This window comes from Maricaulis sp. (assembly GCF_017642925.1).
In the GTDB taxonomy this organism is placed as follows: Bacteria; Pseudomonadota; Alphaproteobacteria; order Caulobacterales; family Maricaulaceae; genus Maricaulis.
On record NZ_JAEPOL010000004.1, the window covers coordinates 116,232 to 130,154 of the forward strand.

General features: G+C 63.9%; 9 protein-coding genes. 4 read left to right on the forward strand and 5 right to left on the reverse strand.

The genetic code is table 11. The features are described from left to right. Window positions 1–6: 6 nt before the first annotated feature. Complete coding sequence (gene gap / locus JJ918_RS04740; protein WP_291883971.1) at window positions 7–1,020, reverse strand: type I glyceraldehyde-3-phosphate dehydrogenase; 1,014 nt, start codon at window positions 1,018–1,020, stop codon at window positions 7–9. 382 nt (window positions 1,021–1,402) lie between these two features. On the opposite strand from gap, the gene JJ918_RS04745 reads away from it, so the two are divergent. Beyond that, window positions 1,403–2,617, forward strand: coding sequence for an NAD-dependent epimerase/dehydratase family protein (locus JJ918_RS04745; protein WP_291883974.1), 1,215 nt, complete (start codon window positions 1,403–1,405; stop codon window positions 2,615–2,617). Window positions 2,618–2,946: 329 nt separating this feature from the next. Beyond that, window positions 2,947–3,267, forward strand: coding sequence for a GIY-YIG nuclease family protein (locus JJ918_RS04750; RefSeq protein WP_291883976.1), 321 nt, complete (start codon window positions 2,947–2,949; stop codon window positions 3,265–3,267). Between the two features lie 571 nt (window positions 3,268–3,838). Here JJ918_RS04750 and argE read toward each other — a convergent pair. Beyond that, window positions 3,839–5,008 carry an acetylornithine deacetylase gene (argE, locus tag JJ918_RS04755; protein WP_291883980.1) on the reverse strand — a complete coding sequence of 390 codons (1,170 nt, stop codon included), beginning with the start codon at window positions 5,006–5,008 and terminating at the stop codon, window positions 3,839–3,841. An 85-nt stretch (window positions 5,009–5,093) separates the two neighbouring features. Between argE and JJ918_RS04760 the strand changes: the two genes are divergently transcribed. Beyond that, a complete protein-coding gene (locus JJ918_RS04760) occupies window positions 5,094–6,620 on the forward strand; it encodes a TadE/TadG family type IV pilus assembly protein (protein WP_291883982.1) in 1,527 nt (508 codons plus the stop codon). Window positions 6,621–6,707: 87 nt separating this feature from the next. After that, window positions 6,708–8,267, forward strand: coding sequence for a pilus assembly protein (locus JJ918_RS04765; RefSeq protein ID WP_291883984.1), 1,560 nt, complete (start codon window positions 6,708–6,710; stop codon window positions 8,265–8,267). 104 nt (window positions 8,268–8,371) lie between these two features. Here JJ918_RS04765 and JJ918_RS04770 read toward each other — a convergent pair whose 3' ends face one another. The 3 genes from JJ918_RS04770 to JJ918_RS04780 form a co-directional block, all read right to left on the reverse strand. Beyond that, entirely contained in the window at window positions 8,372–8,983 is a 612-nt protein-coding gene (locus JJ918_RS04770; RefSeq protein ID WP_291883987.1) for an FKBP-type peptidyl-prolyl cis-trans isomerase, read from the reverse strand. A gap of 20 nt (window positions 8,984–9,003) precedes the next feature. Then, window positions 9,004–11,859, reverse strand: coding sequence for a pitrilysin family protein (locus tag JJ918_RS04775; protein WP_291883990.1), 2,856 nt, complete (start codon window positions 11,857–11,859; stop codon window positions 9,004–9,006). Window positions 11,860–11,951: 92 nt separating this feature from the next. Beyond that, complete coding sequence (locus JJ918_RS04780) at window positions 11,952–13,802, reverse strand: dipeptide ABC transporter ATP-binding protein (RefSeq protein ID WP_291883993.1); 1,851 nt, start codon at window positions 13,800–13,802, stop codon at window positions 11,952–11,954. Window positions 13,803–13,923: the final 121 nt, after the last annotated feature.

Here is a 13,923-nt window from a genome sequence, read left to right on the forward strand (position 1 = left end):
CGCGATCTAGAGGTATTTGCCCATGGCGACAGCCGTGTCGATCATGCGGCAGGCGAAACCCCACTCATTGTCGTACCAGGTCATGACGCGCGCGAGGCGTTCGTCGACCACGTTGATCTTGTCGATCGCGACGATGGAGGAGCGGCTGTCGTGATTGTAGTCGATGGAGACGAGCGGGATGCTGTCATAGCCCAGCACACCCTTCATCGGACCGTCGGCTGCGGCCTTGATGGCCTCGGCCAGTTCTTCCGCGGTCGTGGCCCGGCCCGGCGTGAAGACCAGGTCGATCAGCGACACATTCGGGGTCGGCACGCGGACCGAGGCGCCGTCGAGCTTGCCGGCGAGTTCCGGCAGCACCAGACCGACAGCCTTGGCGGCACCGGTCGTGGTCGGGATCATCGACATGGCTGCGGCACGGGCGCGGTGCAGGTCCTTGTGATTGCGGTCCAGCGTCGGCTGATCGCCGGTATAGGCGTGGATCGTCGTCATGTGACCGCGCTCGATGCCGACGGCATCGTTGAGCACCTTGGCAACCGGAGCCAGGCCATTCGTGGTGCAGGACGCGTTGGAGACGACGAGATCGTCGGCCGACAGCTGGTCGTGGTTCACACCGTAGACGATCGTCTTGTCGGCATTCTTGGCCGGCGCCGAGCACAGCACCTTCTTGGCGCCGGAGCTCTCGATGTGCGCCATCGAGGCTTCTTTCGAATTGAACTTGCCGGTGCATTCCAGGACGATGTCGATGCCCAGATCCTTCCAGGGCAGCTGCCCGGGATCGCGGTTCGAGACTTTCTGGATCTTGCCGAAACCGGCATCGATCCAGTCGTCCCCAACCTTGATCTCGCCGGGATAGCGGCCGTGCACGCTGTCATACTTCAGGAGGTGTGCATTGGTCTCCGGCGTCGAGCTGTCATTGATCGCCACAACCTCGATCTCGCCCCAGCGCTTCTCTTCCAGGACGGCACGCAGTGCCAGGCGGCCGATACGGCCAAAGCCGGTAATCGCAACGCGAAGAGCCATGCTCACAATTCTCCATGCAGCACGCCGGAAGGCAGATTCCCGGCCAGATTTTGGCGCGGATTTAGCGGCCTTTCGCGCCTGCGTCCACCGATGCGGTGCGGCAAATGGGTCCGGACGGGAAATTTTTCATTCTGCCCCCGGAGCAAACACAATTGCGGGACGCAGCGTGAGCCGGAAAAGCTCCTTCGGCAACCTCCCGGAAAGCCGAAATAATTTTTCGTGGTAACGTTACCGTTTGGGGCGATGAACCGCGGCCGGGCGCCCGCATCGCCGGTCCACGGTGCGCAGCAGCTCTCGCAGGCGAGGACTTGAAATGCCGCCGCCCCCCTGCGAGAACCCTTTTCAACAGTTGATCAACACGTCAAGGGCAGGCGCGTAACACATGAAAGTAATCGTTCTGGGCGGAGACGGCTTCTGCGGATGGCCGACGGCGCTTCACCTCTCCAATCTCGGTCACGATGTTGTCATCGTGGACAATCTGTCCCGGCGCATGATCGACGTCGAGCTGGAGGTCGACAGCCTCACACCGATCCGTCCGATGTCGGAACGTCTGGCGGCCTGGAAGGAAGTCTCCGGCCGTGAAATCCGGTTCGTGAACATGAATGTCGGCAAGGACTACCAGGAGCTGGTGGACCTGATCGAAGCGGAAGCACCGGACACGATCATCCATTTCGCCGAACAGCGCGCCGCGCCGTATTCCATGAAGTCGGCCCGCCACAAGCGCTACACCGTCGACAATAATCTCAACGCCACCAATGACGTGCTCGCCGCGATCGTCGATAGCGGCCGCGACATCCACCTCGTCCACCTCGGCACGATGGGCGTCTATGGCTACGGCACGGCCGGGATGAAGATCCCGGAAGGCTATCTCAAGGTGAAGGTGGAGACCGAGAACGGCCTGCAGGACCAGGAAATCCTGTATCCGGCCAATCCGGGCTCGATCTACCACATGACGAAGACCCAGGATCAGCTCTTCTTCCATTTCTACAACAAGAACGACAAGGTGAAGATCACCGATCTCCACCAGGGCATCGTCTGGGGCACCCAGACCGAAGAGACCAAGCGCGACGAGCGCCTGATCAACCGGTTCGATTATGACGGCGATTACGGCACCGTGCTGAACCGCTTCCTGATGCAGGCCGCCGTGGGCTATCCGATGACGGTGCACGGCACGGGCGGCCAGACCCGCGCCTTCATCCACATCCAGGACACGGTGCGTTGCGTGCAGCTGGCGGTCGAGAACCCGCCCCAGCACGGTGAAAAAGTGCGCATCATGAACCAGATGACCGAGACGCACCGCGTGCGCGATCTGGCGAAGATGATCGCCGATCTCGCCGGCGCCGAGATGCAGCTGGTCCCGAACCCGCGCAACGAGGCCGACGAGAACGAGCTTCACGTCGAGAACGACACCTTCCTGCGGATGGGCCTGAAGCCCACCACGCTGGCCGACGGCCTGATGGAAGAGGTCACCGACATCGCCCGCAAATATGCCGACCGCTGCGACCGCACGAAAATCCCCTGCATCTCCTACTGGGGCAAGGGCCGCGAGGAAGCCGCCGAAGGCGCCAAGACAGCCGCGGAAACCGCGGCGGAATAGGTTTCCGCTTACCGGAACGAGAAAAGGGGCGCCCGATGCGGCGCCCCTTTTTTGTGTGCGCGTGCCGGCCATCACACTCTCAACCCTCCCCATCTCCTAACGTCATTCCGGCGAACGCCGGAACCCAGTCGGACGGAAGGTCTGGGGCCTGACTGAAGCCTGCGCCCGCGAAAGCGGGTGTCAGGATGACGGTATGTGGGTGGGAAACTGCTTGAGGCCGGGCAGCAAGAGCTGGACAGACCAAACTTCGCCGTCATTCCGGCGAACGCCGGAACCCAGTCGAGCAGCCGGTCTGGGTCCTGACTTTCGTCAGGATGACGGTGTCGGGGATGGAGGCAGAAGTGGCGAAGCACCCGTGCGTCTACATTCTCGCCAGTCAGCGAAACGGCACACTCTACACAGGCGTGACAGGCAATATCGCAAACCGTGTCATGCTGCACAAACAAGGCAAGGGGTCGGCCTTCACCAGAAAGTACGGCGTCACGCGGCTGGTCTGGTATGAGTTTCACGAGGATTTCGGCTTTGCCATCGAACGCGAAAAGCGGATCAAGAACTGGCGCCGTGCATGGAAGCTCGAGCTGATTGAGGCCACCAATCCCGATTGGGAGGACCTCTACGAAACGATCCAGATGTGGGCCCCGATGGATTGAGTGTCCCATTCTCTACCGTCATTCCGGCGAACGCCGGAACCCAGTCGGACGGAAGATCTGGGTCCTGACTGAAGCCTGCGCCCGCGAAAGCAGTGGCAGGCTGACATCATATGGGTGGGAAACGGCTTGAGGCCGGGCAGCAAGAGCTGGACAGAACGAATATCTCCGTCATTCCGGCGAAAGCCGGAACCCAGTCGGGCGGAAGATCTGGGTCCTGACTTTCGTCAGGATGACGGTCTGAGGGAGGAAAACCGTTTGAGACAAGTGATCACTCAGCCGGAAGAACTTGCCAGACCGAACTCCAACGTCATTCCGGCGAACGCCGGAACCCAGTCGGCCAGTTGGTCTGGGTCCTGACTGAAGCCTGCGCCCGCGAAAGCGGGTGTCAGGATGACGGTCTGTGGGAGGAAAACCGTTTGAGACAAGTGATTGCTCAGCCGGAAGAACTCGCCAAACCAAACTTCACCGTCATTCCGGCGAACGCCGGAACCCAGGCGGACGGAAGGGCCGGGTCCTGACTGAAGCCTGCGCCCGCGAAAGCGGGTGTCAGGATGACGTCGGAGACATGCCCTTACCCTTCCAGCACCCGCACCAGCTTCTCCATGAACACGCAGCACTGATCGAGCTGGTCAATCGCCACAAACTCATCCGGCTGGTGGGCCTGGGAGATCGAGCCGGGACCGCAGACGACGACGGAGAGGCCCGCGGCCTGGAACTGGCCGGCCTCGGTGCCGTAGGAGACGACGCGGGTGGAATTGTCGCCGGTGAGCTGGCGGGCGAGGCGTTCCGCGGCACCGTCGACTTCCGGAGCGAAAGCCGGCACGTCCGAGCGCACCTTGATCTCGATCCTCGCTTCCGGCGCGCCCTCGCGCATCTTCGCCTCGATCGCGGCGGCCCGCTCGCGCAGGCCTTTCTCGATAGCCTTCACATCATCCCAGGGCGCCGGACGCATCAGCGAGGCAAACTCGGCTTCCAGCGCCAGGATGTTCAGCGCGGTGCCGCCGTGCATCTGGCCGATGGTCAGCGTGCCATAGGGCGGGTTGAACGGGCTGTCCGCCGGCGCCGCAGCCTCCATCTTCGCGGCCTCGTCGACCAGATACTGCATCAGCGGCACGGCATGGGTGACGGCGCAGGCGCCATCCCTGACCAGCGAGGAATGCGCCTCGCGGCCGCGCAGTTTCACGGTCAGCGAGAACAGGCCCTTGTGAGCGGTGACGACCTTCATGTCGGTCGGCTCGCCGACGACCACGATGGCCGGCTTTACCGGACCCTCCATGATCCGGTCGATCAGGGCCGGCGCGCCCAGGCAGCCCACCTCCTCGTCATAGGAGAGCGCGATATGCACCGGCTTTTTCAGCTCCGCCGCCGCAAAGGCGGGAGCCAGGGCCAGAATGCAGGCCGAGAACCCCTTCATGTCACAGGTGCCGCGACCATAGAGCAGCCCGTCCTTTTCGGTCAGCGACCAGGGATCGGTCGACCAGGGCTGGCCGTCCACCGGCACGACATCGGTATGCCCGGACAGGATCACGCCGCCATCCACCGCCGGGCCGAAGCGCGCATGCAGATTGGCCTTCGTGCCGTCGGCATTGGGAATGCGCTCGCACACCGCCCCCAGCGCCACCAGTTTCGCCTCGACATGGTCGATCAGCGGCAGGTTGGAATTGCGCGACGTGGTGTCGAAAGCGACGAGGTCGCGCAGTTCGGCGATGGCGGTGTCGAGATGGGGGGAGGCAGCGGCCATGAGAGCAATCCGATTTATATTGTCGCCAACGTGTTAGCCGGGTTTTTACGGCAAAGACAAATGCGAGTCCGCCCCGGACGCGATCTTGGGCACAGTCGCCCGGTTCGACTGGGACATGTGGGCGATGATCACGAAGCTGGCAAACCGGATGATGATGTTCGCGCGGGCGACGCGCGGCAATGTCGCGATGATTTTCGCGCTGGTGCTGACGCCCCTGACGGTGCTGTCGGGCGGCGCCGTCGATCTCAACCAGGCCCTCAATGCGCGCACCCGCCTGTCCCAGGCGCTGGATGCGGCCGCGCTGGCCGTCGGCGTGCAGACCTCGATCAGCGAGACCGACGCCGCCACGCTCGCCCGCGATTTCCTGCAGGCAAACTATCAGAACCGCGAGATCGGCAGCGTGCAGAATCTCGTGGTGACACTGGACACGGTGAATGACCGGGTGCGGGTCAGCGCGGAGTCGAAGATCGAGACCATCGTGCTGGGCCTGATCGGCATCCCCTATCTCACGGTTGCCTGGGAGACCGAGGTCCAGCGGGCGCGCAGCGAGCTGGAACTCGTCATGGTGCTCGACAATACCGGCTCGATGGGCGGTTCCAAGATTTCCAGCCTGCGCTCGGCCGGCCTGCTGCTGACCGATATCCTGTTCGACGGCGCCGATGCCGACATGTTGCGGATCAGCCTGGTGCCCTTCTCTTCGACGGTGAATGTCGGCACCCAGTTCGATCGCGCCTGGTGGATGGACCCGGACGGGCTGTCGCCGGTGCATTCGGAGAATTTCAGCCCGGCCGCCAATCGCTGGGACATCTATGACACCATCCGCAATCGCGACTGGACGGGCTGTGTGGAAGCGCGGCCGATCCCGCACGATATCGAGGACACCCCGCCCTCGGCCGGCGATCCGGAAACCCTGTTCGTGCCCTATTTCGCACCGGACGAGTCCGACCGCGGTTCCTATTCCAACGATTATCTCGACGACGATATGGGCGGATATGACGAGCGGGCGCGCATGCGCAACACGTCGAAATACACCAATGCCTGGATCTCCGGTGCCGGTCCGGGCTGGGGCTGCACCGCCCGCCCGATCACGCCGCTCACGAGCCATCGCGGCACGATCGACGATGCGATCGGCGACATGATCGCCAGCGGCACGACCAACATCCCCAACGGTATCGGCTGGGGGGTGCGCGTGCTCTCGCCCGGCGAGCCTTTTACCGGCGGCGCGCCTTTTGACCAGGATGACACGATCAAGGCCATGGTGGTGCTGACCGATGGCGAGAACGTCATCAATGGCCGGTCCAACCAGAACTATTCCGACTATTCCGGCTATGGCTATGCACGCGACGGCCGGGTCGGGGTCGTGTCTTCGAGCTCGGGCACGCTGTCCAACGCGCTCGACGCGCGTACGCTGGCCGCCTGCGAATACGCCAAGTCGCTGGGCATCCGGGTCTACACGATCACTTTCCAGGTCAACTCCACCTCGACCCGCAACATGATGCGCGACTGCGCCAGCAACCCCTATCTCTATTTCGACTCGCCGTCGGAATCGGCGCTGCGCAGTGCCTTCGAGATGATTGCCGGCGACCTGACCAATCTGCGCCTCTCCCGGTAGGCGCTTAACCCTCCGGAAACCCTGCGGGATAACGTGCCCTTAATTCAGAACCGCTAGCATTTTAGCGAGTTCGAACGGGATTCCGTCATGCCGCTTGCCAGGCTGTTGAAAAACCTGCGCGCATTCCTCGCCGACCGGCGCGGCAATGTGGCCATGATCTTCGCGCTGTCGCTGATGCCGATCACGCTGCTGGCGGGCGGTGCCGTCGACCTGAACCAGGCCATGACTGCACGGACCCGCCTGTCGCAGGCGCTCGACGCCGCTGCGCTGGCCGTGGGTGTGAATACCAGCCTGTCCGATGCCGACGCCCTGCGCATCGCGAACGATTTCATTGCCGCCAATTATCCCAACAATCGCGTCGGCACGGTGACCAGCGTCACGGTGGTGATCGACGACGACACCGACACGGTGACCGTGACCGGCGAGGCCACGGTGAACACCATCATGCTCGGACTGGCCGGGATCGACCATCTCACGGTCGGCTGGGAGAGCGAGGTCCAGCGGGCCCGCCAGCGGCTGGAACTGGTCATGGTGCTCGACAATACCGGCTCGATGGGCGGCTCGAAGATCCGCTCGCTGCGCGACAGTGCCGAACTGCTGACCGAAATCCTGTTCGAGGCGGCCGACGAACCCTCCGACGTGAAGATCGGCCTCGTGCCCTTCGCGGCGACGGTGAATGTCGGCACCCAGTATGAGCGCGCCTGGTGGCTCGATCCGGACGCCCTGTCACCGCAGCATGCCGAGTGGGCCGGACCGAATGGCGAGATCGAGATCGAGACCTGTTCGGGCTGGGGCTGGCGGCGGCGCTGCGAGACCGAGACGATCGAGGTCAATCACTGGGACCTCTATGACGAGCTGCGCAATGCCGAATGGATGGGCTGTGTCGAAGCACGCGCTCTGCCGCATGACATCGAGGACACGCCGCCCAGCGCCGGCAACCCGGCAACCCTGTTCGTACCCTATTTCGCACCGGACGAGCCGGACAATGGCTATTTCTCGAACAGCTATCTCAATGACGGCACCAGTGGCGGTGTCGAGGAGCGGCTGGAGAACATCGCCAAATACGAAAATGCCTCGGTCTGGTCCGGCTATCCCAACCGGTCCTGCACCACGACGCCGATCACGCCGCTGACCTCGAACCAGCGCACGGTCGAGAACGCCATCGGCGACATGGAAGCCAGTGGCAATACCAATATTCCCAACGGCATCGGCTGGGGCATCCGCGTCATCTCGCCCGGCGAACCCTTCACCGAAGGCACCGGCTATGACGATGACGAGGTCATCAAGGCCATGGTGATCCTGACCGACGGCGACAATGTCATGTCCGGCCGAAACACAAACCTGATGTCGGACTACGAGGCCTATGGCTATGCCCGCGACGGCCGTCTGGGCATTCGCACATCCAGCGGCGGCGTTCTGTCGAACGAGCTCGACGAACGCACCGAAGCGGCCTGTGACTATGCCAAGGCCCAGGGCATCCGCGTCTACACGATCACCTTCCAGGTCAATTCAAGCTCGACCCGGAACATGATGCGCGACTGTGCCTCGCATCCCAGCCTGTATTTCGACTCGCCGTCGAACCAGGCGCTGCGGGACACGTTCGAGATGATCGCCGGCGACCTGACGAATCTGCGCCTGTCGCGCTAAAGCAATTTCACGGCCATCGATGCCAATGAAATTGCTCCAGCTTTTTTGTTGAGCGATCGCATTTTCGAACCGCAAAACCGGTTCCCACTTTTGCTGAAAATGCTCTAGCCGGCATCGTCCGCGGGATCGGCCTCGCCGTTTTCAGCTTCAGGCAGCCCCACCAGCTCGAGCTGGAAGACCAGCGCCTGGTTGGGACCGATCGGTCCGCCCGGCGTGCCGCGCACGCCATAGCCCAGATCCGGCGAAATGTAGAGTTCCCAAGTCTCGCCGACCCGCATCAGCGGCAGGGCCTCGACCCAGCCGCGGATCAGGCGGTCGGACGGGAAGGTTGCCGGCTGGCCGCGTGAATAGGAGGAGTCGAACTCCTCGCCGTGCGGAAACAGGCCGCGATAATGCACCGTCACCAGATCGCCGCGTTCCGGCGAAAGGGCATCCTCACCGGCCGACTGGCGGATGCGGAAGACAAGACCATTGTCGAGTTCGAACACGCAGCGTTCCTCGCGGACGCTGTCGAGATAGGCCGTCGCCGCGTCGGCATTTTCCTGCGCGCTCGGACGGCTTTCCGGCGCGTCCACTGTCAGGATGGCCGTGTCGTCCGGCGTGTTGCAGCTGCGGGCCCGGGCGATGGCTTCCGCGTCCGTCGCGGGCGGCGCCGCCGTACAGCCTGCAACGAGGCCCAGAACAGCAACAGTCGTCAACCAGCTGAATGTCTTCATCTCTCAAACCCTCCGGGTACTCACTCGCCGTCACGCGGCAGGATAGTAACGCGCCAGCTGTCCTGCGGTTGCAGATAGGTCTCGGCGAGCGCCACGAGATCCTCACGCGTGATGCTCTCATAGTCGGCGGTCAGGGCCCGGATCCGCTCCAGCCGGTCCGGGTGCGACCAGGACTGCGCCAGCCAGCTCATCCAGGCGCCGTTGTTCTCGAACGCATTCTCGATCTGTTCGAGCAGCGGACGGCGGGCCCGCAGCACTTCGTCCTCGGTGATCTCGCCCGCGGCGAGGTCGGCCGCCAGCTCCTCGATCGCGGCATAGGTCGCGTCGACATTCTCGATGCGGACATCGGCCCCGACATAGAGATAGCCGTAATCGGGATAGACGTCGGACGTGTTGGTATTGTTGAAGGCCGAATAGGTGAAGCCCTCCTGCTCGCGCAAGCGCTCGGTCAGCTTGAGATCGAACACGGCCCGCAGCAACGACAGGGCCCGCGTGCGGCGCGGATCGCTGTCGTCGAAGGTCGGCCAGTAGACATTCGCCATCGCCTGGTAGTCGGGACCGTTGTGATACAGCACGACAGGCTCTTCGACCGGGTCCGGGAAGCGGATGGTGCGGGCCTCGTCATAGTCCGGCCAGCTCCCAGCGCGCTGCGGCAGCGCACCGAGCGTCGGGGCCAGCGCCGCGACGAGATCCGCCTCGGACACATCGCCGACCACAGTCACCTCGATCGGTGCTTCCTCCAGGGCCGGCTCCAGGAAAGCCTGGACGGCGGCCATGTCGATGGCGGCAACCTGCTCGGAATCGGGCAGGCCATAGCGCGGATCGCCGCCCCGGATCATCCGCGTGACATCCGCCTGCAGCACGCCGGACGGCGAGGAATAGAGATTGCGGCGGATTTCCGGGATGACGGCGCGGAACTGGTCCAGACCTTCCTGGCGCCAGCCCGGATCGGTCAGGAAGGCGGTGAGAAGATCGAACTGCACCCGCAGGTCCGACGGGGTCGTCGTGGCCTGGAAGGAGAAGCTGTCATCGCCCACGCCGAAGCCGTAGCCGATATTGCGGCCGGCCAGGACACGGCCGAGCTCGTCTTCGCTGTGCTCGCCCAGACCGGCCGAGGTGAAGACCGAACCGGAAATGATGTCGACACCGTCCTGCGCCCGCGGCTCGAGCTCGCCGCGGCCGAAATCCAGACGCACCCGGATCGAGCGATCCTCGAAATCGGTCTGCTTGAAGGTCACGGCAACGCCGTTCTCGAACCGGAAGCGCACAAGGCCGAGATCCTCGATCTCCTCGCGCGAGACCACCTCGCCGGCCGGGCCGAAATCGCCATAGGCAAACTCGGTCGCGCCACTGTCTTCCGGAGCCTCGACGGGCTGCTCACGGCTTTCCGTCCAGACCTGCCGAATCTCGTCCTCCGGATTTTCCAGCTCCATCGGCGAGGCCAGATAGAGGAGCGGCTCAACCCCCTCCCACTGCTCGCGGAAGGCCGCATTGACGGCCTCGACGGTGACATCGTCCAGCGACGCCTCGAACCGCTCCAGCATGGAAGCCGGCGTGGTCAGCACCTGGTCCTGGCGCCACATCGACCAGGTCTGGTCGGCGAGATTGGCGCTGGTGCGCGTGCCGGCCTGGTCGGCCGCATCGCGCAGGGCGGTGCGCATATTGGCGATCTGCTCGGCGAGCTCGGCTTCGGTGAAGCCATGCTCGACGGCCCGCCGCAGCTCCTGCTCGACCACGGCGATCCCGTCCTGCCACTGGTCCGGCCGCATGATGGCCAGCACCGTGGCCCGGTCGGCGATCTCGAAATCGGAACCGTGATTGGCCGAGGCCTGGATCAGCGGCGAGGTGCCGGAACTGGTCAGCGTCGCAAAGCGGCGCGACAGGATGGCATCGCCCAGATTGGCCAGATTGTTCTCGAAGCGGGCCTGGGTGGTATCCAGCTCGTCCTCGTGGGGACGCACGGCGTCGACCGTGAAGATGGTGTAGATTTCCGGGTCGTGGAGATAGCCCACCGAAAGCGGACGGCCCTCGGTGACGGATCCGATATCCGGATCGCCGCGCGGATCCTCGATGGATTGCCAGTCGGCGAACGCGTCGCGGATCTTGGCCTCGATCGTGTCCGGGTCGACATCGCCGACGACGACCAGCATGCCGCGCTGCGGCACGTAGAAATTCTCGTAATAATCGACAAAGCGCTCGCGCTGAGCGGTCTCGATCACATCGACCGTACCGATGGCATCGCGGTCGGGCACAAGCGAATCCGGCAGGCGGAAGCGCCACAGCGCCGTGTTCCAGCGGCGGATCGGCGTGTTGCGGAAACGCTCCTCGGACAGGATGACGCCGCGCTCGCGATCGATCGCCTCGCTGTCCATCAGGAGTTCGCTGGCGGTCTGGCGCATCAGGAAGAGCGCCGTATCTACCGTTTCCTCGTCCACTTCGGGGATGTCGAGCTGATAGCCAACCGTCTCATAGCCGGTAAAGGCATTGGTATCGGGACCGAATTGCAGGCCGTGACGCTCAAGCAGCGGCACCATCTCGCCCTCGGGCACTTCGGCGGAGCCGTTGAAGGCCATGTGCTCGATGAAGTGGGCCAGACCGCGCTGGTCCTCCGCTTCCGCAAGCGAGCCGACATTGAAGACCAGGCGTACGGAGGCGACATTCGGCGGCGTGTCGTTCTGGCGGATGGCATAGCGCAACCCGTTGTCGAGCTGGCCGTAGCGCACATCCGGATCGGCCGGCAGATCGGAGACCTCGTGGACCCAGGTGTAGTCCTGCTCCTGCGGCGTCTCGGCAGACGGCTGGCAGGCCACAAGGAATGCGGCCATCGCGATCAGCGATACGCGCTTGAATACTTCGTACACCGGACCTTGCGACATGAGGCTCCCCCTGTTTTCAGCGGGCCGAGCCTAGCGATCTGCAGCCGCAAGTCGAGTGAAAGCCCCGTCAGACTGCAGTCACGTGATGCAGATCACGCCTCGACGGGATCGTGTTCGGCAACCCAGTGGCCCGGCACGACCTCGACCAGCTCGGGGCGGTATTGCTCCGCATCCGGATCGTCGATCAGCTTCGACTTCATGAAGCGCAGCTGGGCGCGGGTATCCATCGGCGAGGGCAGCTCGCCATCCAGCTTGATGCGGACCTTGTTCTTCTCGACCTTGGGATCGGGCACCGGCACGGCAGAGATCAGCGCCTGGGTATAGGGGTGGCGCGCATCCTCGTAGATCTGGTCGCGATCGGCCATCTCCACCACGCGGCCCAGATACAGCACCATCACGCGGTGCGAGATCTCGCGGACCACGGACAGGTCGTGCGAGATGAAGATCATCGACAGGTCCATTTCCTGCTGCAGCTTGATCAGCAGCTCGACGATCTGGGCCTGGATCGACACGTCGAGCGCGGACACCGCCTCGTCGCAGATCACCAGTTTGGGCTTCAGGATCATCGCCCGCGCGATGCCGACCCGCTGGTTCTGGCCGCCGGACAATTCGTGCGGGTAGCGGTTGATCATGTTCGGATCGAGCCCGACGCGCTTCATCATCTCGCGCACGGCCTCGGTCCGTTCCTTCTTCTTCATCGACTTGCGGAAGGTGAGCATCGGCTCCTCGATCGAGGCACCGATGGTCATGCGCGGGTCGAGAGAAGCAAGCGGATCCTGGAAGACGATCTGCAGATCTTCCCGCGTCTTGCGCATGTCGTCCTTTTTCAGGCCCAGCAGGTCGCGGCCGATCCAGGACACCGTGCCCTCCGTCGACGGCACCAGGCGCAGCACGGCGCGCGCGAGGGTCGACTTGCCGCAACCGGATTCGCCCACCACGCCCAGCGTCTCGCCGGGCTTCAGGTCGAAGGTGATGCCGTCGACAGCGCGCAGCGTCTTGTATTGCGGCTGCAGACCGCCGGAGACGCGGATCGGGAACTGCACCTTGACGTCGGCGACCGACAGCAGCGGCTCGGCATCGGCGCCTGCAGCGACAGGGGCCAGCGGCGTGTGACCCGGGCGGTCCGGCTGGTCGAGGCGCGGCATCGCGTCCAGCAGCATGCGCGTATAGGCGTTCTGCGGTGCGTCGAAAATCGCTTCCGCCGTGCCTTCCTCGACATAGACGCCGTCCTTCATCACCTGGACCCGGTCGGCCATGCGGGCCACCACGCCCATATCGTGGGTGATCAGGGCCAGCGCCGCACCGGTATCGCGCTTCAGCTCGTCCATGATGTCCAGCACTTCGGCCTGGACCGTCACGTCGAGCGCGGTGGTCGGTTCGTCACAGATCAGAAGATCCGGCTCGCACAGCATCGACATGGCGATCATGACACGCTGGCGCATGCCGCCGGAGAGCTCGTGCGGATATTGTTTCAGGCGGCGCGCGGCCTCGGGGATGCGCACCCGGTCGAGCCATTCCAGCGCGCGCTTCTCCGCGTCGGCGCCTTTCAGCTTCATGTGGATGCCCAGAACTTCCTGCATCTGGGCACCGATCCGCATGTGCGGCGTCAGCGAGGTCAGCGGATCCTGGAAAATCATTGTCATGTGACGGCCGCGCACACTGTTCAGCTGGCGCGGCCGCAGGCCAAGGATTTCCTTGTCGCGATACTTGATCGAGCCCGTGGCCTTGCCGTTCGAGGCCAGCAGACCCATCGCCGCGAGGAAGGTCTGGCTCTTGCCCGAGCCCGACTCGCCGACCACCGCCAGGCATTCGCCGGGATCGATCTTCAGCGACACGCCCTTGACCGCATTCACAGTTCCATCCGGCGTATCGAAGGCCACCGTCAGGTCGGAAACCTGCAGTATAGGCGCAGTATCCTTGCGGACGCCTCCTGTGTCGGACAAAGCACAACTCCTCAAACACACGCTCGAAACGGGGGAGCATATCGACGGAATCCGCCTTGACCAGTACCCGCATCATGGTCGAATGCAGCGATCCGGCGGCGGAACTTGCCTCTTCAGGGCG